The sequence below is a fragment of the Butyrivibrio sp. AE2032 genome (assembly GCF_000702965.1).
Genome location: NZ_JNLF01000005.1, coordinates 2,245,449 through 2,272,275 on the forward strand (window position 1 = coordinate 2,245,449; position 26,827 = coordinate 2,272,275).

Sequence of the window (26,827 nt, forward strand, 5' to 3'; positions counted from 1 at the left end):
ATGTAATGGACGCAACAATCCATCGCCATGCCATGATGCAATTCTTCGTTTGTACAGAAGGAAAGCTGGATATCAAAGTCGGCAAAGAACAACCTGATGCCAAATGTGTCTTAGTCAATAAGAATGTAGTAGCATATGCAGTAATATCACTTGTCGGCAATCTTGTTGGATGGCCGTTTTACAAGAAAAAATAGATTGATTAATTAACAGGAGACTGCACAAATGTGGTTTAAGATGCATCCTTGGGTATTCCCTGCCATACTCGGCGGCATAGGGCTCTTTTATCTGGTGTTTAACATAGGTGCGATTTTAACTTCACGCAATCTTCAGAAAGAGGGATCGGATCATCACGTGTCTGGGATTCCTTTCTTGGGCGGTATCCATATCCTGATAGCAGGCCTAATCAGCCCAATTAAATGGTTGGCACTGCTTTGTGTTCTGGATTACACCTTCTGGAGTTTTCTTTATGCTGTTTTTTTCGTCGGAGCCTTCAAGAAGAACAAGGACACAGATAAGAAATGAAGAAGGCTTGCATTACGATGTTAGATTACTTTGTAGGACTGAGGGGCAACCCTTAGATGAGAAAATAGACAGTTAAATAATCTAATTACATAAGGGAAAAATGTATTAGGTATTAAAAGATGAAGGGATTACTTAGAGGAATAGGATATTTTTTGTTATACATGGTATTTACCATAGTTATTCAAGTTGCGCTGTCTTTTCTTATCATTCAAATCGCAGCCGGTATAGGAATCACCGGACAGGCAGAGATAGAGGACTTTGCGAATAAGAATATCCTGGGCATGACAATTGTGTCAGGAATACTAACCGTTTTGTTCTTGTATCTTATATTTAAGCTTCCCAAGAAAGATATCAGGAATGAATGGAAGCTGAACAGCTTTGCTTTTCGAGATTTTTTAAAACCATGTGTGCTGACATTTTCCTTATCAAGTGTATTCTCCCTTTTGACACTAAATGCGGACATTGAGAATTCAAGATTGATTGCTTCTTCGGCAGAATATTATTCATCAATGGTACCGTTTTTGGGAACAGTACTTATGATCCTTAATCTTCTTGTTATTGCGCCATTTGCTGAAGAGTTAGCATTAAGAGGAATCGTTTATACGCGCATTGAAAAGGAACTAAAACCTATAGTAGCGATAATTGTAAGCGCTGTATTGTTTGGGCTGATGCATTTTATGGCTGGCGGAATCATACTTGTTGCAGGTGCAACAATAATGGGATTGGCCTTCGGATTATTGATGTATAAATACAAATCACTGCAAATCTGCATAATAGCTCATATATGTGCTAATTTGCCCGATTTCATATATTCGAAAGAACGCTTTGCTTCAAGTGATCTGAAGATAGGTCTGGTAGGAGTATTCAGTGTTGTATTATTGGCTACTTTATTTTGGATATTTAGTGAAAGTAAATTAAATCATCACTCGAAGTGATGCATACTATCAGGCTTTTGAAGGATATCTTTATCTGTGATTGAGAGGAACTGAAACTATTACGAAAATGCAAGTGTAGTGGTCGTTTAAATCATCAGATATCATAACGAAAACAAGACAGGAGGCCGGGATATCACAGATAAAGATCGATTATCCCGAATAAACTTAAACTTGGATTATACAGATTACACAGCAGCTCACAAATTCAGTAATAACCATATGGAAGCCTTAGCGCGGTATAATTATTAGCAACTATTCTGATAATTATGTTAGAAAGTTGGATAATCCATCTTGCCCTGCTGTATCTTTATAGCCTGTCTGCAAATATTCTTGAACTCCTTTTCAGAAATACCGGTTACTCCACCGGCCTCCATCCAGGCACTGGCAAAGTTGGGCTTCGCAAAATAGCTGTCAAATTCGGCCCAAGAAGAGAAATTCTGAGGAATACAAAATGCTACCGCCCATGCTTTTCTAAGTTTCTCATCTGGAATCGAATCCAGAAACTCCCATGGAGCATCGAAACCTACTCCGCCTGAAATACCATTCAAATCATCAAGAGATAATTCCTTCATTTTTTCATCTGACATAGAAAACTCTCCTTTCACATATCTGTATAGATAAATTATAGGATTTATCAAGTTAACACACTGTAAATGAACAGAAAACAAATATACGTACCCAAAGACGAATTATGACAACTTCAAGTTTGTGTGGATGATACGATTGTAGGTTATATCAGGAATAAAACATACCACATGAACGGATATATATTTATGTAAGAAGAAAACTGCTTTCAGGCTTCCTTAATCGTGAGACTTCCGGTATAGATCAAGAACATCACCTAATCCGGCATTGATTATCGTATCACTTGAATGAGTATCAGCCGGCGGAACTTTGTCCTTATCAGAAGCGACTATTGATATATGCGTTATGAAATTAGGATTTTCTTTATCGTAGCCGGCACATAGAACAATAGAGTTATGGTTCAGATACATTTCAATAAAGACATATACGGTATCTCCGGATTCTTTTGTCCATTTCAGAAAATTGGTAACAGGGTGACATGAGAGAAGCCACTCCAGAGCAAGAAGTTCTTCTTCGTCATGATCTGCGAAGCAATCATCCGAGAGGCATTCTCTTACGTATTCAATTTCATCATGGAATCTGACACCATTAGCTCTGACGAAAGCATTTCCCTTGACCATATAGTTCTGAAGTTCCGGCGTGTAAACACCTGCTGTCTTATAGAAAGGCTCGATTATATCCATGATGGCGAGAGAATATAATCCCTCACAAGACCTCTCATCAACTTTGCGCGGGCAATCCTCCCAGGAAAGTCTCATCTTACCCTGGGAAGTCTCTATGTCACAATAACAGGACAGATAAAACCAGCCCTCATCGCCGCCCTGACCATAAGCACTGCAATTGATCTCTCCTGTGGCCTTGATATCATCGTAATTCTTCAAAAGGTAATCGAGGTCGCTATCCAGCGTCTCGGCTCTTTCGATAGCTACTTCCGAGAACAAATTCTTAAGACCGGCCTTATCATCGGCATTGATGTATGAGATGACGTTATCCATCATCTCTTCAGAGCGTTCCATTTGAGATACCTCGCCCGCATAACTTATCTCATACGTTTCTTCAAATATTGACGAGGCGTCAGCTATGAACCTGCTGCACCCGGAAAAAGAAGTTGTGATAACTGCAGCGAAAAGAACGCTCGCAATTGTTTTTGTGTGTTTCATTAATCCCACCTTTATTCTGCTGTCTTTGCCTTTTATAATCATCCAGACTTCTTCGATATTATACCCCAACATAGTATTCTGAACCCCTGAAGAATCCCTTACCCGGATGGTATAATTAACTGGTATGAGGGAAAGACCTCATAGCCGGGAAAACTATCAGGAAGATATACAGATTAGTCGAACTGGAAAAACTGTAATAATAGTTTTCCTCTTCAGGATTGTTTATGGAGGCATGTAGTTGGTAAAAGACATTTTCGAAAAATATAGTGTATCTTTTCAAAACGTTATTGTTCCCCAACAATTACTAGAATTGGGCATATCGGATGCTGTTATTGAATACTTATCTTGTATGGGAAGGGATTTGTCTTTCTATGTTTCTCCCAATGGCGTAGCAGCGACTCGGCTATATAGCGTCAAAACAATAATGGAAGAAGCATTTGAAGAATATAACAAACCATGTATTGAAAACGGATACTTAATTATAGGTGATGGCGCTAACGGAGATCTGTTATGTGTAGATATTCAAAAGTCGACAGTCGGTTATGCTTATCATGATGATTTATGGGAGAGAAACTTTAAAGACTTTGATCATATCTATATACATATGCCGATAACCATTGATGTATTTATTGAGATGATGTTGAAAGATGAGTCAAATTATCCGTTTGATGGGTATGAAGCTGAGAAATTTATAGATTGAAATAATGTGAATGTGTTATTGAAAAGGATCTAGTAAGTAGAAGCAGCATTGTAAATTATCAGTATAAGTAACCGATATAAGGATACAATGAATAATCCGCTATTCTCGCAGGGCCGTTCAAGAGTATTAAACATTTCGGTTGAGTAAGTTTCATGGAAAAGCCCATCAAGATCAAAGTCTTGATGGGCTGATGCATTTTATTGAGTTTGCAGAGACCCCTTCACTGAACGGTTTCTTTGCGTTCTTTTTTCTTTTCTCTTGATAAGGAAATAGAGAATTACGCAGCCGGTAACCAATATGACTGTTACAGGGATACCGCCTTCCAGGCCGAAGACCCCGCCGTTGATGATAGACATGTTCTCATTGGCATTCATCTTGAAGATTGACGGAATAGGAATGCCGCTGACAGGTGCGCCGATGACATTTCCCTGTACGAAATTCCATATCGTGTGGAATCCGGCACATAGCCAGATGTTTTCGCTGTACAGGAACATCAGTGAAGCAAACACACCGAAAAGGAACAGATTAATTAGTGCCACAAACGAAATGCCTGAAGGATTAAAAGCATGGAGCAGCGCAAAAAGGATGCTGCTTGCAATAACTGCTGTCTTTACGGAATAACGTCTGGTGATATGTGCAATAAGATAACCTCTGCACATTACTTCTTCGGCCAGTCCCTGTATTACGAATCCCACGGCAAACAGGATCAGGAGGGGAACATTTGCGGCATCATGTGTAAACACCATTGCCCCCGTTGCCTTGCAGATCAGTGCCAGTACGAGCATGCTCAATGCCGCTCCTGCTCCACCTGCCAGATAAGACATGGGCATATTTTTCCGGACGAAACCTAGAGATTGCAAGCTCAAGTTCTCTTTGAATCTGGCATATAGCACGAAAATCGCTATCATGAATATCTCAGATAACAGAAGGATCAAGATGCTGTTAGTGCTTAATATTTCAGACATTCCCAGACTGAAATTATAGCCGACACCCTCGGCCGTTTCTTTTTTAGTAAAATTCGTATGCACCAGATATACTGTTATCAGGATCATTGAAAACATCTGAGATGCAAAGAATAATCCGACAGCTTTGCTTATCGATATGAACAGGTTGTTATTCGTTTTTTTATCTTTCCCGTAAGTTTTGAGTGCACTTTCACTCACTTCCCCCATTCTGGAGGAAGCCTCATAGATTTCTTTCATTTATCCGGACTCCTATTTCTTGTTTCAGCTGTTCACTATTCCGCAGATCAGATAGGCCGTACAACTGACTACCGCAGGTAATATCACCAGGATCAGTCCGATAGGTATCATGCCTTTTATCTTCCGGCCTCTTATAAACCCGATGATACCGTTCAGGATCAGGGCAATGCCGGGAATAACCGCGATCATCGGAAACTCAAAATACATTCCTATTCCTTTTGAGTTCCAATCAATAGTCAAAAGGACATGCAGAACAGACAGAAAAGCTGTTGTGGCGGCAAAAGAATAAAGAATAGTCTTCTGCCTCTCGTTGATATCTTCTTTTGCTACGTGGATAACATCGCTTACGACTGCATCCGTCTTCTCGGAATCAGCCTTTTCCGATGTCATTAATTCTGTTATGGAAACATTCAAAGCATCAGCTAATTCTTTGATCGTATTGATGTCCGGAAAACCCAGACCTCTTTCCCATCTGCTGACAGCTTTGTCGGTCACGTGTATTTTTGCAGCCAATTCCTTTTGAGTCATATTAAGCTCTTTTCTGCGGTCAGCCACAAAGCAACCGAATTTGTTCGCATCCATTTATCTCACCTCCGACTGCATCTTAACCCCGTCCGTCTGATGGATTCAACCGATGCATCGTTTACTTCAGAAAACCCGTTGTTTTCAGGCACTCTACGCTCCGTTTACCCGTCAGGATCCAAGCCCGAATGCAGTATTATCCTAATACTGTGTTCATATTTGAAATCATTATACAAAAGAAGAGTACTCATCTAAAGAACCGTAAAAATCAGGAATATAACCGACAAAGAAATAACATGATTACCAACCTTGAGTACTCTTTTATAAAACTAAAGAATATTTGTATTATAATTTGGAACAATTGCGTATTAAAGAAAACATACCGCTGAACGAATAGAAGTCTTCCGATAATGATGTCAGGTGAGCTTGATGTAAGTGATTTGGAAGTTTGAATGTATTTGAAAGGAAGTAAATCTTGCATGGCATTTTCTTATCCACAAGATACAGAGGAATTTCAAAAAGAACGTAGATCGTATCAAACATTATTTTATAAATTTGATATGACTGAATGAGCTCCTAATGGTTCAGATAATACAGATCATGGTATGGATTATGGGTTTGAATAAATTGAGAATAAGAAATACAAGGGATGAATGATATAAAGGGCTAATTATTTTATTCTGTAATTTACATAGTAATATTGGAGATGAATAAATGGTCCTGACATTATCAGCTGTTTATCGCTTTGAAATTCTCTGCGTTAGATTTGTAGAGCTTTTTAAATACTATGTAATTGCGTTCGTAAATTTCTTTGTTATCAGGATTTGGCGTGTATACATGTTCTGCTTTGACGATGTCATGCGCATATTCCAATACATCCATACCTTTGATACCGGCCGCAACAACAAGGGCTGCCCCGACGGCACCCACTTCCTGCGAATTGCTGACTGTTTCTATGGTTCGTCCCGTGATGTTTGCAAGCATCTGGCAGGTAACCGGTGAGGAAGCCCCTCCGCCGACAAAACGGATCGTGTCTGAGGTTTTTACCTTCCGGCTCTCACATTCTAATAACCAGCGTAGATGATAACAAATACCTTCAAGAACCGCACGAATCATATCTCTTTTACCTGTATCGATCCTGATGTTGAAGAACATGCCTGCAGCATTTGAATCCTCAAACGGGCACCGGTTACCGTGAAGCCACGGAGTAAAGATCACGCCGTTAGCTCCCGGAGGAACTTTACTGATCTCCTCGGAAAGGTAGTCATAAAGACTCATGTATTTGCTTTCCACGTCTGTGATCTTAATCTGATTCAGATAAATTCCTGTCTCATCCAATGCCAGATGATCCTTGACCCATTCAAAGCACTTTCCGGCTGTTTCCAGTTCTGCGTAATAATTGAAGTATCCGCGTTTTACTGAAAGAACACCGGTGATCATCGCATCAAGGTCGACTGTCTGGCTGTCCATATAGGTGGATACCCATCCCGAGGTTCCGACATAAATATGGGTATCACCGGGCCTTGTGCATCCGGCACCGATGTTGACAAAGGTGGTGTCGCCGCCTCCTCCGAAAACAGGAATTCCCTTTACAAGTCCCAGATCCTTTGCTGCCTGTTCTGTCAGTTCTCCTGCAAGATCCGTGCTTTCGATGAGTTCCGGCATATGAGCGGGGTTTACCTTGTACATTTTAAGAAGACTCTCGTTCCAGCCTTCTTTTCCTTTACGGGTGTCATAGAGGAAGGTTCCGAATGCGGAATCGGCGGTCCTGACAATTCTGCCTGTCAGGCGTGCCAACAGGTAGTCACAGACATCCAGCCACTTATAGGCTTTAGAAAACACCTCCGGCTCATTATTTTCGACCCACTTATATTTCCATACAGGGTCTTTGGCGCTGACGGAAGCAGCATAATTTACCCTGAGATTTCTGACAAGCTTAAACAGATTGCATCCGGACACTTTGATGATACCGTCGCACATGCCTTCCTTGTATTCTTTTATGCCTCTCTGGTCCAGATAGCTCATGGGATGTCTTAAGGCGTTGCCATGTTCATCCACGAATATTGATCCCTGAAACTGCGTACAGGCAGCCATGCCGCTGATTTCCTCAGGTTTCACGTCTGATTTTTGAAACAGTTCCCGTGTAGTGGAACACAAAGCTTCCCACCATTCATTTTCATCCTGTTCTGCTCCGCCGTCATCAGAAGTATAAAGACCATAACCGGCAGTGGAACTTGCCACAAGATGTATTTGGGTATCGATCATAAACAGACATGTTTTTAAACTGCTTGTACCAAAGTCATAGATGATAACATGCATTTAGTCATCCTCTTTCAGATGGATATTCCATCCGGTATCGATCTTATTCTTAACCTTGTTCATCATTTCTGAGTCAAGTTCCGGCCAGTCGACTACGGTGCTTGCATTTTTGGTTACCAAATGGGCTTTCTCAGCGCACAAAGCAAGCGGTGTATCTGCAAGCGAGTCAGAGTAGAAATTTTCAATTACGGGAAAACCATGGTCGATCATGTATTTGGCTTTTTCCTTTGCATACATTAAGTTATCCACAAAAACACCAAATTCACGGTCAAAATCCGTTGCCATGTATTTTACACCAAGCCTGTTTGCAATCGGACCGATGATGCACGCCGGAGAAGCGCTGATGATCAGATCATCCGGCTTTTTCTGAGCAAGATACCAGGCAGCAATCTTCTTCTCATTTTTGTTCCAGTACTTTTCGATCTGTTCGTCAAAATCATCAATCATCGTCAGATAACTGAACATTTTCCTTTGCATGAGATAGTTTGGTACCTTGCCTCTCTTGTGCTGGATCACATGCTTCAAAACATCAGGAAGATACGTTACCCACAGCTTGGGATGGCGTTTAAGGCACCAGAAGGCAAAGCCTATTGAACAGTCGCCGGGAAATATTGTTCCGTCAAAATCATATACGTTCATTCACTAGTCTCCCGGAGCTTTTCTCCTTTTGAGAATCGCAGCATGTTTCTGTTATAGCCTGTGGTAACCAGGTAAGCTTTCTCCTGATGTGACGCCATAAGACCGCTTAATATGAATCCGCTTAGCCCCTTAACCTGAACATCCGGATCCGTTAAGTCAAACAGCTTGCCCGAATCGCGTTCAATGATAAGCACTGAATCTTCTTCGAAGAAAAGGGAGAGCTCCATCAGAACAGGTTTCTTTGAATTGCTGTTCATGTCGAGGATGGTCAGGCCGGTTTCTTCCACAAACAGAGCCGCACGGTTGGCTTCTCCTGCGGGATACTGACGGGCAAGGAGGCTGTCTGATACTTCTTTCGAGAGGGCAACTGCAGCATCGGGCGTAAGTGTTCCGTCCAAGACCTCAATGTCTGATTCCAGACTCTTGAGCAGGAAGGGGAAATTGTCTTTTTTGAACCTGAAGAATACAAAGAGCATCGCCGTGGTAAGTGCCACAGCCGGTGCTACGACAAAGCCTGCCCACATTCCGTAGAAACCGAAAAGCAGGGAACCGGTTATGGGCAGGATAATGTAGAGCAGACCGTTCTGGAAACAGGCGATCGCGGTTGCCATTCCGATACGGTCGATAAGCATGTAATATGAGGTCGTCAGGGAAACGAGACTGCAAAAAACAAATCCGAGGCAGACGATCCTGATCGCAGCAATTGACGGAGCAAGTGCTTCCCCGTCGGTGATTCCGAACAGAGCGCAAAACTGCTTTGCAAAGATCAGGATGAGAAGGGTCGCTGCTGCTCCTTCTATGATCGAAGCCTTGATGCCGGATTTCATGACTCTCTTGATGAGCTTGGGATTACCCTCACCGAAATAGGTTCCTATCAGAGGCTGCATGGCCATGCCTACGCCATCCATTACGACGCCGAACTCAATAAGACTGACCACCACAGCCAGGGTGATCAGGCCGTTCTCGCCATAATGTCCGGAAACATGGCTTATCATCACATAGTCCATCAATCCCCAACAGATATATACGGAAGAATCCACAATGCTGTAACGTGAAGTCAGAAGAAAATCCTTAATAGAAAGATGCCATACAAAGTGCAGCGTATTGCATTTACGGAAGAAGTGCCAGCAGCAGACGAGGATTCCGAGCGCGTTTCCGATTACAGAACCGAGAATGATACCGGTCATTCCAAAAAACTTGGTAAGTATTATGGAGAGAATGACATTCCCGCCGATCTGAAAGCCGTAACAGATATTATTACAGAGCTCATCTCCGTCGCTGTATACCATCTGTTCCAGATAGAAAATCACTATGGTCAGAAATGCGTTTATCGGAACCAGACGATAGTATTCGAGAGCGTTATTTAATATGTCACCCGTAATGCCGCTCACGGCAAAATACATGTCTCTGGACACGAAGATCAAGAGTGCCGAGAGCAGTCCCATGCCGATGCTGATGATGAGTCCCTGTCCATAGATCTTATCCGCACGGTCCTTCCGCATGGCTCCGGTCTCTCTGGCAAATACGATGCCGACGCCCGTGGAAACCAGATCGCCGAAGAAGGTAACAATGGCGGTCACCGGCGTGATAGCGTTGATTCCGGCAACTCCTGATGCACCGATAAAATACCCTGCGATGATACTGTCGCTTAAAAGCATCAGATACATGACCGCTTTGGTGAATGTACCTGATATCAACATGGAACTGAATTTCTGTTCGCAAAAGCCTTTTTTATGAGTCATCCGGTCATCACCTGTCTTGCAGTTACCATTTCAATGCAGAGTTCCGTCCATACTATAGTCATATCATATGACTTATCCATTAACCTCGACAAATTATTTAATGGTTGTCTGATAACTATATGATGAAATAAATAGTGCTGGCGAATTTGATAATATTGCTGATCTTCAGGGCATCAACAGCAATAAATATTTTCAGGAATGCAATCCTAATATAGAAAAAGCAAAAATACATGAGCCTCAATGCAAAGTAACGCATTTCACGCTAATTGTTGCAAATGCTATAAATGGTGGCAGCAGTATGGTCTCACGTAATAGTTTTTCAGATTCAGAAAGGACCCTTGAGATTAATATTGTTAACCTATGTTGCAAATTATGTTTGGTCGTAAAAGCTTATTATGAAGAAACGAAATATATAAGGAATAGATTAACGAATTTGCAAAATGTCTAGCGGCGCTTTTTATCGATATACGGAAGTATTTGGCTCGAATTTATAAATGAAACCAGTGTTCTGGCAAAAAGAAATCCTATCCTTTTCCTTATTTTGAGAAAAGGAGGATGTGATGTAATGATGAATTATGCAGGACTGGACAAGGAATTACTTTTGGAAAGAGCAGGGGAATTTATAGTAAATGCGAGGAAAAAGAACGGGATAACGCAAGAAGGTTTACTTAGATTGATAGACAAAGGATGCAATCTGAATATGGACAGGAATACACTTTTGCTTATAGAACGCGGCCGAGTGGCAACCAATTGGTTGAATCTGATGGTCATACAACATGTTCTTGGGTTTTCCTTTGATGACTTTATAAGTTTTGTAACTAATCCGGACTCCTAATATTTTGTGCGGACATGGTTTTCGCGATGTGCAATACTCCTTTTCATTATATGAGGGAGGTATATTTATGTCTGAAAAACTGAGATATGATCCTTTTGGAAATCAGTTGCATACAGGTGAAGGTTTTCGAAATAAAGACCATCTATATGTCTATCGTTATAAGGATTCTACCGGAAAGCGGTGTAGTATTTATGCGAAGGATATTTATGAGCTGAGGAGCAAAGAACGTGATCTCCTTGGGATAATGAAATCTATTTCAGATGTCTATAACCGCGGAATAATTACTCTTAATGAAGCTTTTGACTTCTATATGGGAACCAAGAAAAGCCTCAGAAAAACGACAATCGACAACTATCATTACACATTTGATCATTTTGTGAGGGACCGGTTCGGAAAGAAAATCGTGAATCAATACAAAAGAACGGATATTCTGTTTTTCTACAGGTCGTTATACGATAACAGAATATCAATAGGCACTCTGGACAATATCCAGACACTGATCTACCCGACATTCCAGATGCTGGTGGATGACGGGATCTTAAGTTTCAATCCGGCGAACAATGCGCTGAAAGAATTCAGAAAGAATCACAACCTTCATCACGGCATCAGGCATGCTCTGACAGAGGAACAGGAAACGGCTTTTCTGGATTATGTCAGAAATGCCCCGGAATGCGCACTGTGGCGTAACCTGCTCATTATCCTGTTTGGTACAGGAATGCGTATCGGAGAGTGTTTAGGCCTTCTCTGGGATAATATCGACTTCGAAGAAAGGACGATAACCATTGACCATTCTATAGTTACGTTAAGGGAATCCACAGTTGGCTGTCCGTACCATATCTCTGAACCCAAAACAGAGAGCGGTATAAGAACGATTCCCATGATTGATGAAGTCTACAATGCCTTCCTTGATGAGTATAGAAGACAGGAAGAAGCCGGCTGGAGTAATATTGCAGTTGAGGGTATCACAGGTTTTATTTTCATCAACAAGGAAGATAGATTGATGTCGGGAGTTAATTGTCGCGGGTGAACGAGTTCTAACGGGAGGTGTGTTTGTCCTCACGTTTTATGAGGGATGTTACCTCGCAGCCTTCACGTTTCCTTGCTTTTTGCGTTATCGCGTCACTACTTTTTGGTTAAGTAATTGGTACAGTAGCCCGATTGGTTCAGTAGATCGCTGCACCCCTTATGTGCATTGATTGGTACAGTATTGGTTCAGTTTGGTACATTAACTTCCGCTTGTCAGAAAAGTAGCCTTAAATGAGGTTTCAATGGTTTTTTCGATGGTTTTGAAAATGTTTTTTGCCATTTTTCGATTTTTTCTTCAAAATTTTCGAGGATGAGGGTGCTATAATACCCTCCCGGTAATGAAGTTTTTGAGGAATATTTCGATGGAACAGTATGAGTGGGAGAAGCTATCTCCTGAACAAAAGAAGGTACAGTTATATTTGGAGCAGAAGAAGACTCTTGAGGCGTTTTTGGAGCGCGGAGCCATCTCTAAGGACCAGTTCGATAAGAGTCTTGGTGATCTCACGGTTAAGATGGGGATGTCAGGCTTAGCTGAGTAGGCATGTTATAATGACTTTATCCAAGGATGGTCCTTGGATCAGATAATATACAGGAAGTGCGAACAAGCGGGTTTTATCATCCCAAATTTATTTACTTTGGATTAACACTTCAATAACACTATCAAAATGTGCGAACGATAAAATGCGAATATAAAAATATAAACAGGAGGATAACAATTATGAAAAAGCAAAACTATATAAAAATGCTTATTCCTATAATACTAGTTTTGTCTATCGTATTTTCTTTGTGTGGATGTGGTTTAAATGAATATCAGCAGCAATTTGTTGATGCTGTTGGAGTGGCTGAGAACGCAACAGATGAAAACTCTTTGGATGCAATTAAGAATGCGTTCTTGAAATATTCCACATTATCAGAAAAGGACTCTAAGAATAAAGACATTGAGGATGCAAAAACTAGGTTAATTACTCTGTTTGATTCTAAAATTGATACACTATCCCAAGAGGAAATGTCGGCTTCATTAGATGCAAAGATATCTGAATATGAAGCAGTAGTTAATGAACTTCCTGTTGAATTGCAGAACAGCATTCCAGGCTGTGAAAAGCTCAAAACCATTCGAGCTGATCATTTGAATTGGTATGTTGATCAGAATAAGATCATTGCTGATAAGATTGATGAGATTAGCGAGCAATTCGATGCTCTTAATATGGCAGAGACTGTCTCTTTGATAGATGAAACAATACCTATGCTCGAGGATATGAAGAAACTATCTTATGAAAATAACATTGAGGAAATAAAAAAGGAATTCGGAATTATAACTCCGGATGAGGGTATTGAAATTCTCAATAAGGTCAAAGATCTGATTGTGGAAATGTGTTATACAGATTGTTATGCGGTCAGATTTGAATATATTTGTGAATATAATAAACAAGCTCTATATTCCGAAAAAGACCACTTTATGTATTTTTATAGTACCCCTAGTACCACGGGGGAATACCTAGGCAAGTACATGCTTTATCTAGATGCTCATTTTGAACTAATTTCCAAGGATATAGCTAAAGGCAAATGGACTTATGATGTTGGATGCGATATTCCGCTAACAGTTACCTATTTTGTTTTTGATTCGTATGGCATTTATGCTGTTGAGGTTTTTCCTCCTTACATGTTACCTGAAGAACAGGGTATAAATAATAATTAAGTACGACCTCTTTAATAAGAACGGTCATGGAAAGCGGCAAATATTTTATTAAGTGAATGCTACAGAAGATATAAAAATGGAGAACCCGGGAATGTTTACCCGGGTTTATCCATTGATGATGTTTTGAACTTTTTGATTTAGCTTAGTAGTTTAGAATGCTCACTAAGGACTCTTTGGATATGTTCGTGCTGGTAACCTTTCTCAAGTGGGTGGTTTATTGTAAGTTGGTATTTATTTCAATTAGTTTCCATTATGACCTCCTTTCGTATCAGTGTGTTTAATTAACCAAACAAAGCTTAGATGCCAATAACCCTATATCATTGAGGCTTTTCAGTGATTTTGTGCGCTGTTCGTGCATCGGTGTAGTACTATAACAACGAGAGAAATCAGGTCAAATTGAAAGGACTGACTCCTTGCCAGGCAAGGAATCAGTCCTTATACTCATTTTAAATCAACCAACTTCAGGGGTTCACTTCAATAAGGTTTCATAGGAATTTAACTGTATTGACTAAAGAATACGATTTCAACAAAATACGGTTTTCGTTAGTTTACATACCCTATTTCATCTGGTTTGATTTGTGGTTCACCGACTATTCAACACCGCGTACCTTTTCTTCCGTATTCTCCTTTGCGGAGGGAATTTCAGGTTTTGCTACGGGAGAGGTTGGGACAGTGCTTGCATCAGTCTTATTCAGTAATGTGCTGGCTGTCATATTCTCAATGGTATGCGTTTCTTCAAACAGCCGTGACAGGAAGAAACAGATTAGTGCAATGCCGAACACGAGCAAAAACGCAAATATTCCTGACTGCACCAAAAGCGTTAAGTCCTTCACGTTATTAGCAGCCTGCGCGGATGCGTTTTGGATTCCAGTATAGGCATCTCCACCATAGGTTTGGCTTCGCTCATATGAGCCAGCGCTCATGCTTTTGATAACAAAAGAAAATACAATAGAGATAATTCCACTGATAATTCCAGCTATATTGGAAATTTTTTTCATTTCAATCAACCTCCTATTTATATTTTTATATAAAGGATTACGACTCTCCCTTGATACGCAAATTATACGAGAGCAATTTTATTCAATTCAATCACTAAGAAATTGATTTTATGATTAAGTTGTAAGCATTATATTACGAAATGAAAAACGTCTCAACCAAATTGGTTAATTGCGTGTTAAAGCAACTAGAATGAAAAAACGGTCAGATTTTAGATCCAGCCGTTAATTTCTAGTTTGTTCTTTTTATATTGTTCTAAATCGATCGCAAATCCCGTTTATAACGTCCTCAAACTAATGAGTTTATAGTGCTTATCTATTAAGCGGCTTCATTGCGTCGGGACGATTCAGTCCATGTATTTAGATTCACGTATCTTCACGTTAAACTCCAAGAATTCACTTCTCTTAAAAGTGAAGGTACGACAAATCTCCAATTCTGGTGCGCACAGCTCAGTTCGCAAATGGTGTAAGAAATGGCTAATTTGTGGTATTCATGCCAATATGCGATTTCTAATGCGTAAATATGAAAGGATTCGCACATATTTGGGCATTTAAGATATATATGTTCGGCACTTAAACCAATGGACTTATTGTTCAGGAATGAATGTATTTTACACAGAATAGTTTGATTCTAGATACTCCTGAAGTTGCCTTCTTATGAACATCCTTTTTGAACCAACATAAATGACAAAGCTGCAACCGGGTATTTTTGACATTTGTATAAGTTTTTTCTCGCCAATACCTGTTAGTGCAACTGCTTCTTTCAGACTAAGAATTTTGTAATTAGAAAACGGCTTTTCTTTAGCATCTATCAGCTTCTTATTCAAAGAATCGTAATCATATTCTTTGTTATTAAATGCTTCGATAATTATCTGGTCTCTAGGAATATAGACCCTCAGACCACAATATCCATTAAAAGCCAAATAATAATCGAGATCATCAAGGGTCATCTCAAGACTAAGAGCAATTAATATTACAGAATCGCGATCTATATCAGCTTCTTGGCTGTAAGAGGCCTCACATGCTTGGCGCGTGAGGCCGACAATAGCTGAGATGCATGTCCAAGAGCGGAGTTCAGGAAGAATATTGCTTCGATATGCATTTAATTTTTCATACAACGATTTTTCTGCTGGAGTTAAATTTTTTTTCGTACGCATAACAAGTTACCTCGCGCATTAATGATTGTTAATGGTGTGAATGTTCAAGCCGATAAACGATGGGCGCTGCCGTTGTCATTGCCAAGAAACATAAGCATTATTTCGTTTTCTTGTCTTTTAAATTGGCGAATGGTGAACCCATTAAATTCATATACAGTAACGAAGTCCCGATAGTTCATATGAAGAGACTTACAAAGCTTTATCACAGTTGAACGTTTAACTTGTTCTTCAGAGTTCCTTATAGCATAAAATGCCTTTCGGCTAATACCGGCCTCTCTACAAACTGTTTCCCACGATTTTGAAGAAAAATAGCGTGCTTTATACCATTCAAGAATTGAAATAATTTCATCTTCCTTTATATAATTTCGCATAATTTTCGCCTCCGTTTCTTGCTTGCTTCAAGGCTGACAATGTATAATTTGAATGAAGCAATGAATATGTGAATGCACACACAAGCGCGGGCAAATCGGCTTTTTACTAGTAAATCCGCATTCGCAAATTCTTTGTCTTCTCTTGATTAGCAGTATAAGATGAAGGAAAATAATTATAGATCACAGTTTTCCGATAATTTTTTGAAAAACTGTGAGTAAAGATCGAGGAAATACAAAACTATATTTCTATTTTATTAGAAAGGCGCATGATTAATGGATAATCAAGACTATGGTTTAATAGGAAAATTGTACCATCAAACTTTTCCAGGTCAATCTTTTCAAAAACTTAGAAACGAAACAAATGGCTACAATGAATATGAACCTTTACATTATTTCCAAGAACGTTGGCTTGGATTTACTAGCGGAATGTCGCGCCCTACTGATTGGAGCCACTTGCGCGATGATGATGCGCTTACTCCCAAAAATAAAAAGATAGTAAATAAACATATTGCTGATCCTGATTTTGAGAAAGATGTACAAACTGATTTAGATATACTTATTGAACCCCCTAAGTGTGGATTTAGTAAAGATAAGATACTAGATAAGCTAGTATCGAACTTAGAAAACACAAATGAGTATAAAACCAAAATCAATTCTAAGAATCCAAAAACTCACGTTTATGATAGTAAGGCTAAAGAAAGATTAATATATCACATTAGTAACGATAGAGAGTTATTTAAATTATCTCACTTTATTAAATGGTACATTTATTTTGCTTTAAACAATTCCATTCCTGATGACTTTTCAGTAAATGAGCGCACAAAAAGAGATTTGGAAGAATACTCCGACAGCGTTATTAGAAAATATGGCATGACATCTAAATTTGCAATTAGAGAAATAGTAAAACTCGCAAATAGGGTACCACCCAATACAGTTGCACTTTATGAATATGGCGATCTTTTCTACTATGGAAATGCAGAAGGTATAGATCACGACATTAATAAAGCATTTGAGACATATAAACGTGCTGCTTGCATCGATTCCGAAATAGCTACTGATGCTAACCCTATGGCGCTTTGGTCTTTGGCGTATATTTATCTTAACTATCACACTTCAAGAATGAATATTCCTTTGGCTGTTGATGAAAAAATCGATGAAATTGAAGAATTAAGCTATTTAGACAGAATAAAAATCGCATATGTACGGGCCTCTCAGGCATACAGCATTTCAAAACTGCCAGCAGCAGCCAATGTACTAGGCCAAGTTGCTCGGTTTACCGATGAAGATCCGGGATGCAAGGGTATAGATGCTTTTAAGAAAGAAAAGCATTTGCGGGAGTGCACATATTATTTTTCTCTTGCAGCAGATAACGGTTACGTCTATGCCAATAATAATCTTGCTGCCGAAGAAATGAAGCAGATAATCAAAGAAAAAGACAATCCTCAAAAACAAAAATTGCATATACGAAAGTATGAAGCTCTTTTGAAAAAATCTGTTACTCTTGGAGATGCCTGGGCCGCTAACAAACTGGGGTGCTTCTATCTAGAGGGAATTAAAATAGAAATTCCTAATCAAGAAAATCCTCTGACTATTGTTTCAACTATTAATCCTGATAATGCATATATTAATTTTCGGGAAGCATTCAAAAGCTATCATGATGGGTTTTATGATGTGTATTGCGCATGGGCCTGTGCACATCTCTATAAATCATATATTAATAGGCTAAATAAAGAAGATTTGGATGATATGTTTGAGATACTCAATAAATATAGTAATGAAGTTAAAATAATGGAAGAAGCTTTTGGACAAAAAGAAATGCCATCGAGAGAAGAGTTTATGGAGAGATGGAGAAAAGCTTTATGAATAGTGAAATATTAGAAGAAGAAAAACGGATTATATCAGAAAAGTGGGTTGCTAATATAGTTTCTGCTTATGGCTGTACCAAATACAATTCAATAATATCACCTTCAGGGGATGATATCAGAGACAGGCTTTGGGATCTTGCATCAGTAACAAAAATATATTCTTTGTTTGTTATCCTTTCTTTACATGAAAAAGGATTATTTGATATTACGAAAAAGATAAAAGATTATACTAACAACTATATAGATTTGTCTGAACTGTATGTATATGAATTATTAAATTTTTCCGTTGAATTGAGCACTGGTTCAAGAATAGATGCGTGCAAATCATATGCCGAAGCGGTGAATCTGTTGCACAGTGCACAGATAAAGAGCAAAACTACAAAGTATAGTGATATTGGAATCATGGTCGTAGTCCAGCTAATAAATGATTTATATCATTCAGATTTATACTTTCGCAATTATACATATGAAATACTAAGAAAGATCGGTGCACTAAATACATGTTGGTGGAAAGACATAGATTCCAATAATACAAACATTGAAAACTATGATTCCGAGTATAGATGCATAGATGACAAGATTATAGAAATCAACACTCCACTTGGGATGTGTCACGATTCTAAGGCAAGAATTATCCCATATACAGGTCACGCAGGGCTATTTTCAAGCGCTAAAGACGTATCTGTATTTGCTAACGCGCTATTAAACGGAGCCATTATTAGCAAAAGGACAATTGAATTAGTATTGAGCAATGTATTTGATTCTTGGGACACAACCCACCATTATGGACTATTATGTAATAAAAAACATCCCGATATAAAATATTCTGAGATTCCGATTTCGTGCAGTGAAAATTGTATTGCTATCTCGGGATATACAGGAACATATTTATTGTTGGATTTTGATAATTCTTCTTATATTTTCATAGGAGCCAATCGTATTCATAATCGGATCACTAATTTATCATATGATAAAAGTACGGATATTTATCCGTGTACCAAAGATTATGTTTTTCGAAAAGACACGTTAAGAGATATGATAGCTCTCGAATTATTACGTTCATAGTATCAAACATTATTCGCTTAAATCTATGTGTTTGTTGATCCAACTACTATCGACGCCCCATTTACATGGAGAATTAGGAGAATAGGTAAGTTTTAGTAATCCGTTAGTAAATACATATAACTCGTTAGTTGAAATATCTACGGTATAGGACACCGATGCACTAGTTCCAAATATGCTGGAGGAAATATAAACATCATTTATAGTTACGGATTCAATACTATCATTAGTGAGAATAATATCTGAATTACCTGAAAGATCAATGTATGATCCAGTTATCAAATATTTCACCAACTCTTCATCTATAGAGTTTTTCATGACTGTTTTCTTTATGTTGGAATCTATATTCATACATAGAATAATTACAACTATTACAGATATTGGTATTATTTTCCCCAAACTACGCATCTCAATTACCTCCAGTTAAATCTATGTATCCATCTAGAGTTACTACATAGTCAGTTTTGTAGGAACTACTGATTAGCACTTTATACTTGCCTTTTTGTTGGAGTTCCACATAATCACCAACGAAGAATAACTGGCCTGAATTCGAAGAATTGAAAGTCATATAATACCCATCTTCTCTTATGATTGTAATATCTACACCATGGTTATCACTTGTATGAGTTTTGAATGCCATCGAAAGATAATTTGATTCTGTGACTATTAAATATTCGTCTGTCGCACCGGGTTCTAATGTTCCGACAAAACTGTATCCGTATGGCCAATAAGAGCTATATTTATTGGGCCAATGAGAACTGGTTATATGTATTTCATTTGAATAATTCTTATAACCCTCTGGGGTCATCTTGATGTTCCATTTGATTGAGTCGTAAATACAGAAAGCCAGGATAGTGACAATGCACATTGTTAAGACCATCAATTTGGCCTTGATTGACAGTTTGTTCTTTGAAGTTGTTGCAGAAGCGGATTGAGCCTGTGCATTGTTTACTGAATGCGTTGAAGGAATAGCTAACGAGGCTGATGCCGTTGTTGAAACAGAGGCAATTTGCGCTTTTTGGCTGCTAGGAACATATGCCTGCATGGGAGAAGATGGAACCACTGGCTGAGATGGTTTTCTGATATGCTGCATTTTCTCATTAACCCTGCACCAAGGACATTCTTTCGCACCCTTATAATATATATGCAGAGCATTTACAGCACCAGTCTTTGAATCAATACAATCTCTTAACTCATTTTCAAGTTTTTCTAATGCATAATACCACTCTTCAGCAGAGGGACGTTTTGTTGGCGCTATGAGTCCGTCTACAAAAGCTCTCCTAAATAAGTTCTGCATGTAATCAGGCAGCATATTAATATCTGGTGCATACTTAGGTATTTCCATATTTTGGGGACACCTATCTTTAAAAAATGCACATATTCCATTTGCAATGTTATCAATAGGCTGAAATCTTGAAGAAGAGCCTTGAATCATTGAACATGAGAAGGGATGAGCTCCATTGAACAGTAATAAAAAAATAATAACCGCTAAAGAAAACCGATCTGATTCTATTGTGAATGTTGGAAGGGGAGCAGACGCGAAAGCAATACCCTGTAATTCAGGCGCAACAAAAGCCGGCATTCCAACAGCACAACGATATGTTCTATTCGAGTCAGAAATGTGATACGAATCGATATCGACTAGAGCAACTGTACCATCATTAGTGTCGACAAGTATATTATCAGTGTTTAAATCACCTATTATTTGGTGGATTTCATGAACATTATTTACTGCTGCTGATAGGTTTTTTGCAATCGCAATAAAAAGAGACCAGGGCAACCCGGTTCTTTTATCATAAATGTATATGTGACGCAGTTTTCTCTTATTGCTAATTCTAGGCATAATGAAACCGACAAATCTGCCGTTGCTATTGAGAACGTCAATAGGCCAGGCATATTGATCGATATCGCATGGTTTGTTAGCTGCTTCAATAGTTATTTTCCTTTCGCGTTCAATTGTGCGATTGTTAGCATTAAATATCTTTGCAACTATATTTGGTTTATTTATTACATCGAAAATATCCCCTTCGCCTCCACCATCGAAAGGTTTATCACTGATTCTATATAGTTTTCCTGATTGTCCTAAGTAATCAGCCATGCCTGAACTCTCCCAATTAACAAGATTAGATATCCTTTTTATGCCGTTTGCAGATTAAAAATTTTATAAAGCCAGGTAGTTTTCTTTCCTTGGGCTTTGAGTCTTGTTTTTTTGAACTAGTGGTTATGCTATTAGTCTTATTCTCTGTGACTTTATATAACTTATCGTCATGTTCTTTTTTTAATGCGATCCAATCTGGTTCAGCATAATATGTTTCAGGTTTGATTTCAGGGATAACATCGGTGTTAATAACACCAACAATAGTTTTGTCATCTGTAATTCTTTTGCAACATGAACTGTTAAGAAAAATCTCAATTTCCTCTTGTGTCTTTGCAAAATCGTCTTCTGTTGAAACATTCAAGAGATTCTCATCCATAAAAGGTCTCACGAAGTTTATATATATAGGCTGATTCGTTTTTGATAATATCCATGGACAAACAACATCAAAGATTCCATCAGTCATCTGTGAAAAAGCACAAACTTCTTCCGAAGATACACCAAATCTCCAATAATCCGGGCCTGCTTGAAGTGGAATAGTCTCATTAAAAGATTCTCCCTTTTGAGCCTCAGTTAATATTGAAAAATCTCCATATGGAGACAGTGCAATGATTCCTCCATCTCCCACATTTCCATGAACGAGACATATACCATTGTATATTGCTATAGTTAACGTCGTATTATAATCACTTAAACTGTTATTATTCTTAATTGCCAAATTCTTGAGTGATTTTAAAGCTTTGTGAAAAGCAACCCTCAAAAAAGAAATTAAACTTTCTTCATGCCATACAGATGGGTAGTTTTCTTTAGCAAATTCTCTTACAACTTTTACAGCTGTCTCTGCCCCTTCTTTTGCATTCGGGGCAGAGCCTAGCCCATCGGCAGTTACAGCAAGAACCCATCCGTTCTCAAGCTTATCAATTGCACTTGCATCCTGACACACACCATCTTTTGATTTGTGTGCTCTGCCAATTATTGACATCTGATAATAACCTAGCATAAAGCATATCCTTTCTTAGAATGACACATTAACGGTATGCAAATCAGCAGGTGCTTCGACTTCGATGCTGTTGCCAGCTGTAGGATCGCTATTCCTAACGGCTGAAAGACTACTTGAAACAAACTGGAAGAGTGAAGGAAAATTAAGATTCTTAAGCTCGAAGAGTCTCTCCGGTTCAAATATTGTTGCCATGGCATTTCTGTTGAAGTTTTCGACACCCACGCAGTACCCGAGGACTTTTTTCTCTGCCTCCATCTTCTTGAGTCTTAAAGTAGCTCCTGAATAATCATCAGTAGGTCCGCCATCAGTAATGTTGAATAACCATGGACGAAAATAGGGTGTTCCATATTCGTTATATTTTGCTTTCTGAGCAGTAATCATATCCAAACCTTTATTGATAGCTTCTCCCATGGGGGTTCCACCGCTAGCAACCAAAGTTGGGACTATCATCTTGTCCACTGTTGTAAAGGGCTGAATCTCGCTAACATCTCCGCCATAAGTAACACAAGCGATATCAATGCAAGCTCTTGTTACCTCATCAGTTTTCTGATTGTTCAATGTCTGCTCTCTAAATGCCCTGATTCCTGCTGCAAGTTTATCAATTGCGCCATCCTTATTCATAGAACCAGATGTATCAAGAAGGAAAACACAGGCAACATGGCGTTCGGAAATCAATTCCAGATCCAAGTTAATAGGAGCTTCGTTAATAATTGTTCGAGTGTTCGCTACATTACTAGTTTTAGTGTAGTCAGGCTGAGTATTACTCTTGCGCTTAAATGCTTTCTGTAAGAGTTTCATTTTTTTGCCTCCTTTAAATTTGTTTGTTGTATTATCAACATATTTGTATTTTCTCACGTTGTTTAAAAAGTAATGTATCTAAACAGGTAACAAAAAAGGCCTTGGATCAGATCCTAGGCCTTGATGTCTAAATTTGTGTTTTGACAATTATAGATATTGATTCAGATACATATTTAACTTATGTAAAAAAATAGTCTCATCAATCATGCAGTTTTTGCGATTATGCAATTCCTCGTATCTGCACCCGCTATTGCATAAAGGAAACAGTTTGCAGTTCTTGCACTTATCGCTAATCTGATTGTTGCACCATTTCCCCATTTTCATAAAATCAATATGAGTAATATCTCCAATAAAATCACCTTCTGACATAGCCTGTGAGCATTTACCTACCCTTCCATCCGGATAGATAAGATATGTATTCGTTAAGTATGCAATACATTTGTACTTCCTGTCGGGGATAGATGCAAGAATATCCTTAACAAATCCGTTATTATACAGAGTTTCAAAGACTGTAATGTCAGCTAATTCAGCGGCTTGACTATCCATAGCTGAAGATAGGAAAATATGTTTTGCATAAACTGAAAGATTGGTTGAGTTCGCAAACCGATCCTTTAGATATTCGATCAATGCAATTGTGTCACATGTTGAATTGTAGTGATAGTTAATTCTAATAATTACATGCAAACCATAATTGAGAGCATCAGCAATATTGTTAATTACAACATCAAAAGAATTGTCATCACCATATCTTTTTATACTCTCGTATCGTTTCTTCGAACCATCCAAAGTGATTTGAACAGATTTCAAATTCCACCTGAGAAAGTGATATTTAGATAAAGTGTTGCTAAGCAAATAGCCATTAGTAATCATTTTCGAATAATATTCTATATAAAATGAATAAACTAGATTTTTTACCATCTTGATAGTCAGACATATAATATGTTGATGAGTCTGACTAATCAGACATTCGCTTGTTACACTAGAAATTAAATAGCAATGTGTATTATGTGTGACCTATTGAATGTTTCTTCCGCAAATACAAATAGATTTTAAACTGCTGAGATAATTTGTGTTGTAAGAGTTAATGACTTAACTAAACACAAAAACAGGGAGGAAATAGCACATGGAAGATGGTAACTTGGACATGACTACATTGGCCGTTTTCGTGGCTTCATTGGACAACCTTGACAATAATCCTTTGTACCTTGAAAAGAAAATACTGGATGATGAAGGGGTATGTGAAGATGAACCTAAAAGAGTTTGTAATCAAAACAGGGAGTCCGCACGGAACAGGAATCGGAAACATAAGAAGAAGCTTATACGTAGATTTCTTTCTCAGAAGCCTACAATGGATCTCACAGAATTATATGGCTGCAGACCTGAGAGCGGATGGTATGTTGCCTTGGATATTCACGACGACTATAGTATCAATCCTATTACGCATGTTTACCTTTCTCAAAGAGGGGATGTTAGAGTTCTTCACGGTGCTATTCCGATGCACTGTAACCGCGTATTTCAGTTGAGTTCAAGAAAGGAAATCAAAGCTTTAGCCAAAGTAACTAATCGAAAAATTCGTCATACGAAGATAAACGAGGATACACCTCTTCAGTACTCGTATTATAAGAAACTGGTGGAAAAGTCATGGTGAAACTCTGCGACTATTCCGCTTAGTTTCTTTGTATGATCATGATGGTTCTTATAAGTAATATGATGTCAGATGGGATAAAAGCTCATGCCATTTAATTACAAATGCCAAATATTTCTTTCTTTATTGGGATGATGGTTTTTATTGAGGTAATAATTGCTATTCCAATTGGATTAATCGGCGGATTAGGTGCAGCACTCGGATTTGTTTTTTGGTATTCAGCAATATGCGGTGGGTTTGCTGGGGTAGGTGCGCTGATTGGTTGGGGTCTTGGAGAACTATCAAATAAGATAACAAATCGCTCCCGTTAGAACAAGAATGGCATACACATAAAAAGGTGTGTTTGAAAATGATGGAGGTTACATTGATGGGTCACAATGAACATTCTGACAATAACGAGTTCTCCATCCAAACGAATACTGAAAAAGATATTGATATAGAGAAACTGCTGGGGTCTATTATGCTAAGTGATGAAATTGAATTGATTGACCAGATCAAGTCTTGGGTGGATAGAACACCTTTTATTTCCTTTATGAGGGCTGTCGAAAGCGTAGTACAAGGACAGCCCGAGGTTAGTCTTATAGTTTTTAGTGTTTATAACTATCTGTACAATATTGCGAAGGATCTCCCGCTTAATAAGCAGAGTGCTATTCTTGCAGGTCCGTCCGGTTCTGGAAAAACGGAGACATACAGATGTCTCAAGAGATACTTTCAAAAAGAAATTCCGAAGCTTGTTGTTGATCTTGTTGATATGAATCAGATCACTTGCGAAGGCTTCTCAGGAAATAATACGGAATTTCTTGTGCAGGGTCTTAAGCGCGGTAGATCAAAAGGAATAGGAATACTCTTCGGTGATGAATTCGATAAAAGAATTTCACCAATCTATTCCAGCCATGGTGACAATGTGAATAGAGAAATCCAGGGACAGCTTCTTCTTCCAATTGAAGGATGTATTATTGACAATGTTGATACAAGCAAGACACTCTTTATATGTATGGGTTCATTTAACGAGATAAGAGAGAAGAGAAATCTCGAAAAACACTTCGGCATTGGTATTGAAAGAACGGATCATGTTAAAGAACATTACGCTCCGATTACTAAAGAAGATATTATTGCGTTAGGTGCATCCTTTGAGCTGTTAGGACGCTTTGGCTTGATTGTAAACTACGGTCCACTTTCTTATGATGCGATTGACAGAATCATTGACATGAGGCTTGATGAGATTTCCGCTTCGATGGACATTAAGGTCTCCGTTAATGACAATATGAGAGACTTTTTGCACAAAAAAGGTAACACGGAATTTGGTAATAGGCTTATAGAGTCTATTCTCCGTGATGCGGCAACAAGAGCTAAGGTGCAATCTCTTATAAACGAAATTGATGCTGAAGAGATTGTTGTTATTGGAGAAGGAAAATACATTATAAAAGAAGCCGACCATAAGCTTTTAAGGAGAAAGAAAGCAGAGAAGATTCAAAAGGAAAAAGTTGAAAGTAAAAATGTCAGCATTAAGTTTGATCCATTCGTATCTCTTTTTGGTAAGCAAAGTATTATTGAAAATGAAGATGACAATCCTTTTTCAGACAGTCTTCATGAATTGGATGAAGTCGAGAATATAGATGATTTGATCAGACGAATTGATGAACAGATTGCTGCTATTACTGAAACTGAAAAAGCAGGAGAGAATGAAGACAAGATTAATAAAACTGATTACGAAAAGGACCAGGAGTTACATCATGTGTATGTGGCTTGCAAAAAGGAGGATAAGGTAAGAAATATAGCTAAGCTTATAGCTAAAAAGAATGGGGATACAATCAAAAAGAACGTGGAAATGCTTAAAAAGCATAAGTCGGTAGTTGTTGTGTTTGATGATCTTATTGACGCTATTATTTTTAAGACTAGCATTCTTGAAGCAGGGGGAGAAGCTTGGTTTGATGCCAGAACGTAAACTGAAGGAGA

The 26,827-nt window shown here is 38.5% G+C and carries 25 protein-coding genes and 1 pseudogene; 12 read left to right on the top strand and 14 right to left on the bottom strand.

The genetic code is table 11. The annotated features are described in order from the left end of the window. Window positions 1-222 precede the first annotated feature (222 nt). Both BO18_RS27685 and BO18_RS27690 read left to right on the top strand, forming a co-directional pair. On the top strand, window positions 223-522 hold the full coding sequence (locus BO18_RS27685) for a hypothetical protein (protein ID WP_034451133.1): 300 nt from the start codon (window positions 223-225) through the stop codon (window positions 520-522). A 119-nt stretch (window positions 523-641) separates the two neighbouring features. Next, complete coding sequence (locus tag BO18_RS27690; protein WP_081861279.1) at window positions 642-1,457, top strand: CPBP family intramembrane glutamic endopeptidase; 816 nt, start codon at window positions 642-644, stop codon at window positions 1,455-1,457. A 269-nt stretch (window positions 1,458-1,726) separates the two neighbouring features. Here the strand turns inward: BO18_RS27690 and BO18_RS27695 are convergent, their stop codons facing one another. Together BO18_RS27695 and BO18_RS27700 are read right to left on the bottom strand one after the other, a co-directional pair. Continuing rightward, the gene (locus tag BO18_RS27695) at window positions 1,727-2,044 is read right to left on the bottom strand and encodes a hypothetical protein (RefSeq protein WP_034451137.1); all 318 of its coding nucleotides are present in this window, start codon (window positions 2,042-2,044) and stop codon (window positions 1,727-1,729) included. A 216-nt stretch (window positions 2,045-2,260) separates the two neighbouring features. Then, on the bottom strand, window positions 2,261-3,202 hold the full coding sequence (locus BO18_RS27700; RefSeq protein ID WP_185752599.1) for a DUF5104 domain-containing protein: 942 nt from the start codon (window positions 3,200-3,202) through the stop codon (window positions 2,261-2,263). Between the two features lie 238 nt (window positions 3,203-3,440). Between BO18_RS27700 and BO18_RS27705 the strand changes: the two genes are divergently transcribed. After that, window positions 3,441-3,902, top strand: a complete 462-nt coding sequence (locus tag BO18_RS27705) for a hypothetical protein (protein ID WP_034451141.1) — start codon at window positions 3,441-3,443, stop codon at window positions 3,900-3,902. Between the two features lie 197 nt (window positions 3,903-4,099). Here the strand turns inward: BO18_RS27705 and BO18_RS33720 are convergent, their stop codons facing one another. From BO18_RS33720 to BO18_RS27730, 5 genes are all read right to left on the bottom strand, one after another. Further along, complete coding sequence (locus tag BO18_RS33720) at window positions 4,100-5,104, bottom strand: CPBP family intramembrane glutamic endopeptidase (protein WP_051689227.1); 1,005 nt, start codon at window positions 5,102-5,104, stop codon at window positions 4,100-4,102. Window positions 5,105-5,128: 24 nt separating this feature from the next. After that, a complete protein-coding gene (locus BO18_RS34120; protein ID WP_066738466.1) occupies window positions 5,129-5,686 on the bottom strand; it encodes a helix-turn-helix domain-containing protein in 558 nt (185 codons plus the stop codon). A 669-nt stretch (window positions 5,687-6,355) separates the two neighbouring features. Next, window positions 6,356-7,945 (bottom strand): xylulokinase, encoded by a 1,590-nt coding sequence (locus tag BO18_RS27720; protein ID WP_034451144.1) that lies wholly within the window; start codon window positions 7,943-7,945, stop codon window positions 6,356-6,358. Then, complete coding sequence (locus BO18_RS27725) at window positions 7,946-8,584, bottom strand: haloacid dehalogenase-like hydrolase (RefSeq protein WP_034451145.1); 639 nt, start codon at window positions 8,582-8,584, stop codon at window positions 7,946-7,948. Beyond that, on the bottom strand, window positions 8,581-10,326 hold the full coding sequence (locus BO18_RS27730) for an MATE family efflux transporter (RefSeq protein ID WP_034451147.1): 1,746 nt from the start codon (window positions 10,324-10,326) through the stop codon (window positions 8,581-8,583). Before BO18_RS27730 ends, BO18_RS27725 begins: the two co-directional genes overlap by 4 nt. 565 nt (window positions 10,327-10,891) lie before the next feature. Here BO18_RS27730 and BO18_RS27735 point away from each other — a divergent pair. The 5 genes and pseudogenes from BO18_RS27735 to BO18_RS36665 all read left to right on the top strand — a co-directional run. Further along, window positions 10,892-11,161 (top strand): helix-turn-helix domain-containing protein, encoded by a 270-nt coding sequence (locus BO18_RS27735; RefSeq protein WP_034451149.1) that lies wholly within the window; start codon window positions 10,892-10,894, stop codon window positions 11,159-11,161. Window positions 11,162-11,228: 67 nt separating this feature from the next. Next, window positions 11,229-12,188 carry a tyrosine-type recombinase/integrase gene (locus BO18_RS27740; protein ID WP_051689228.1) on the top strand — a complete coding sequence of 320 codons (960 nt, stop codon included), beginning with the start codon at window positions 11,229-11,231 and terminating at the stop codon, window positions 12,186-12,188. A gap of 361 nt (window positions 12,189-12,549) precedes the next feature. Beyond that, window positions 12,550-12,726 (top strand): hypothetical protein, encoded by a 177-nt coding sequence (locus BO18_RS35175; protein ID WP_185752600.1) that lies wholly within the window; start codon window positions 12,550-12,552, stop codon window positions 12,724-12,726. 179 nt (window positions 12,727-12,905) lie between these two features. Beyond that, window positions 12,906-13,883 carry a hypothetical protein gene (locus BO18_RS27745; RefSeq protein WP_034451151.1) on the top strand — a complete coding sequence of 326 codons (978 nt, stop codon included), beginning with the start codon at window positions 12,906-12,908 and terminating at the stop codon, window positions 13,881-13,883. Between the two features lie 375 nt (window positions 13,884-14,258). Then, window positions 14,259-14,333 (top strand): annotated as a pseudogene (locus BO18_RS36665) (IS3 family transposase); the annotation flags it as partial. 140 nt (window positions 14,334-14,473) lie between these two features. On the opposite strand, the gene BO18_RS27750 reads toward BO18_RS36665, so the two are convergent. From BO18_RS27750 to BO18_RS27760, 3 genes are all read right to left on the bottom strand, one after another. Beyond that, window positions 14,474-14,881: a hypothetical protein gene (locus tag BO18_RS27750; RefSeq protein ID WP_034451153.1), complete on the bottom strand. Its 408-nt coding sequence runs from the start codon at window positions 14,879-14,881 to the stop codon at window positions 14,474-14,476. Between the two features lie 608 nt (window positions 14,882-15,489). Next, a complete protein-coding gene (locus tag BO18_RS34550) occupies window positions 15,490-16,035 on the bottom strand; it encodes an excisionase (RefSeq protein WP_051689229.1) in 546 nt (181 codons plus the stop codon). Window positions 16,036-16,079: 44 nt separating this feature from the next. Continuing rightward, window positions 16,080-16,406: a helix-turn-helix domain-containing protein gene (locus BO18_RS27760; RefSeq protein WP_034451154.1), complete on the bottom strand. Its 327-nt coding sequence runs from the start codon at window positions 16,404-16,406 to the stop codon at window positions 16,080-16,082. Window positions 16,407-16,679: 273 nt separating this feature from the next. Here BO18_RS27760 and BO18_RS27765 point away from each other — a divergent pair, with 273 nt between their 5' ends. Together BO18_RS27765 and BO18_RS27770 are read left to right on the top strand one after the other, a co-directional pair. Next, complete coding sequence (locus tag BO18_RS27765) at window positions 16,680-18,269, top strand: sel1 repeat family protein (protein ID WP_034451155.1); 1,590 nt, start codon at window positions 16,680-16,682, stop codon at window positions 18,267-18,269. Next, a complete protein-coding gene (locus BO18_RS27770; protein WP_034451156.1) occupies window positions 18,266-19,336 on the top strand; it encodes a serine hydrolase in 1,071 nt (356 codons plus the stop codon). The genes BO18_RS27765 and BO18_RS27770 overlap by 4 nt, the downstream gene beginning before the upstream one ends. A gap of 406 nt (window positions 19,337-19,742) precedes the next feature. Here the strand turns inward: BO18_RS27770 and BO18_RS27780 are convergent, their stop codons facing one another. The 4 genes from BO18_RS27780 to BO18_RS27795 form a co-directional block, all read right to left on the bottom strand. Continuing rightward, on the bottom strand, window positions 19,743-21,431 hold the full coding sequence (locus BO18_RS27780; protein ID WP_034451158.1) for a protein kinase domain-containing protein: 1,689 nt from the start codon (window positions 21,429-21,431) through the stop codon (window positions 19,743-19,745). Between the two features lie 25 nt (window positions 21,432-21,456). Then, window positions 21,457-22,428 carry a PP2C family serine/threonine-protein phosphatase gene (locus tag BO18_RS27785; protein WP_034451159.1) on the bottom strand — a complete coding sequence of 324 codons (972 nt, stop codon included), beginning with the start codon at window positions 22,426-22,428 and terminating at the stop codon, window positions 21,457-21,459. Between the two features lie 15 nt (window positions 22,429-22,443). Next, a complete protein-coding gene (locus BO18_RS27790) occupies window positions 22,444-23,226 on the bottom strand; it encodes a vWA domain-containing protein (protein ID WP_034451160.1) in 783 nt (260 codons plus the stop codon). Between the two features lie 147 nt (window positions 23,227-23,373). Beyond that, window positions 23,374-24,096 (bottom strand): SPASM domain-containing protein, encoded by a 723-nt coding sequence (locus BO18_RS27795; protein WP_185752601.1) that lies wholly within the window; start codon window positions 24,094-24,096, stop codon window positions 23,374-23,376. Between the two features lie 253 nt (window positions 24,097-24,349). Here BO18_RS27795 and BO18_RS27800 point away from each other — a divergent pair, with 253 nt between their 5' ends. Both BO18_RS27800 and BO18_RS27810 read left to right on the top strand, forming a co-directional pair. After that, on the top strand, window positions 24,350-24,874 hold the full coding sequence (locus tag BO18_RS27800; RefSeq protein ID WP_034451164.1) for a hypothetical protein: 525 nt from the start codon (window positions 24,350-24,352) through the stop codon (window positions 24,872-24,874). Between the two features lie 364 nt (window positions 24,875-25,238). Beyond that, window positions 25,239-26,816, top strand: coding sequence for an AAA family ATPase (locus BO18_RS27810; RefSeq protein WP_034451170.1), 1,578 nt, complete (start codon window positions 25,239-25,241; stop codon window positions 26,814-26,816). The last annotated feature ends 11 nt before the right edge of the window (window positions 26,817-26,827 follow it).

Coding starts and splice junctions, on each gene's coding strand:
- BO18_RS27685 (WP_034451133.1), top strand. CDS start 223: ATGTGGTTTAAGATGCATCCTTGGGTATTCCCTGCCATACTCGGCGGC.
- BO18_RS27690 (WP_081861279.1), top strand. CDS start 642: ATGAAGGGATTACTTAGAGGAATAGGATATTTTTTGTTATACATGGTA.
- BO18_RS27695 (WP_034451137.1), bottom strand. CDS start 2,044: ATGTCAGATGAAAAAATGAAGGAATTATCTCTTGATGATTTGAATGGT.
- BO18_RS27700 (WP_185752599.1), bottom strand. CDS start 3,202: ATGAAACACACAAAAACAATTGCGAGCGTTCTTTTCGCTGCAGTTATC.
- BO18_RS33720 (WP_051689227.1), bottom strand. CDS start 5,104: ATGAAAGAAATCTATGAGGCTTCCTCCAGAATGGGGGAAGTGAGTGAA.
- BO18_RS34120 (WP_066738466.1), bottom strand. CDS start 5,686: ATGGATGCGAACAAATTCGGTTGCTTTGTGGCTGACCGCAGAAAAGAG.
- BO18_RS27720 (WP_034451144.1), bottom strand. CDS start 7,945: ATGCATGTTATCATCTATGACTTTGGTACAAGCAGTTTAAAAACATGT.
- BO18_RS27725 (WP_034451145.1), bottom strand. CDS start 8,584: ATGAACGTATATGATTTTGACGGAACAATATTTCCCGGCGACTGTTCA.
- BO18_RS27730 (WP_034451147.1), bottom strand. CDS start 10,326: ATGACTCATAAAAAAGGCTTTTGCGAACAGAAATTCAGTTCCATGTTG.
- BO18_RS27735 (WP_034451149.1), top strand. CDS start 10,892: ATGATGAATTATGCAGGACTGGACAAGGAATTACTTTTGGAAAGAGCA.
- BO18_RS27740 (WP_051689228.1), top strand. CDS start 11,229: ATGTCTGAAAAACTGAGATATGATCCTTTTGGAAATCAGTTGCATACA.
- BO18_RS35175 (WP_185752600.1), top strand. CDS start 12,550: ATGGAACAGTATGAGTGGGAGAAGCTATCTCCTGAACAAAAGAAGGTA.
- BO18_RS27745 (WP_034451151.1), top strand. CDS start 12,906: ATGAAAAAGCAAAACTATATAAAAATGCTTATTCCTATAATACTAGTT.
- BO18_RS27750 (WP_034451153.1), bottom strand. CDS start 14,881: ATGAAAAAAATTTCCAATATAGCTGGAATTATCAGTGGAATTATCTCT.
- BO18_RS34550 (WP_051689229.1), bottom strand. CDS start 16,035: ATGCGTACGAAAAAAAATTTAACTCCAGCAGAAAAATCGTTGTATGAA.
- BO18_RS27760 (WP_034451154.1), bottom strand. CDS start 16,406: ATGCGAAATTATATAAAGGAAGATGAAATTATTTCAATTCTTGAATGG.
- BO18_RS27765 (WP_034451155.1), top strand. CDS start 16,680: ATGGATAATCAAGACTATGGTTTAATAGGAAAATTGTACCATCAAACT.
- BO18_RS27770 (WP_034451156.1), top strand. CDS start 18,266: ATGAATAGTGAAATATTAGAAGAAGAAAAACGGATTATATCAGAAAAG.
- BO18_RS27780 (WP_034451158.1), bottom strand. CDS start 21,431: ATGGCTGATTACTTAGGACAATCAGGAAAACTATATAGAATCAGTGAT.
- BO18_RS27785 (WP_034451159.1), bottom strand. CDS start 22,428: ATGCTAGGTTATTATCAGATGTCAATAATTGGCAGAGCACACAAATCA.
- BO18_RS27790 (WP_034451160.1), bottom strand. CDS start 23,226: ATGAAACTCTTACAGAAAGCATTTAAGCGCAAGAGTAATACTCAGCCT.
- BO18_RS27795 (WP_185752601.1), bottom strand. CDS start 24,096: ATGATTACTAATGGCTATTTGCTTAGCAACACTTTATCTAAATATCAC.
- BO18_RS27800 (WP_034451164.1), top strand. CDS start 24,350: ATGGAAGATGGTAACTTGGACATGACTACATTGGCCGTTTTCGTGGCT.
- BO18_RS27810 (WP_034451170.1), top strand. CDS start 25,239: ATGGGTCACAATGAACATTCTGACAATAACGAGTTCTCCATCCAAACG.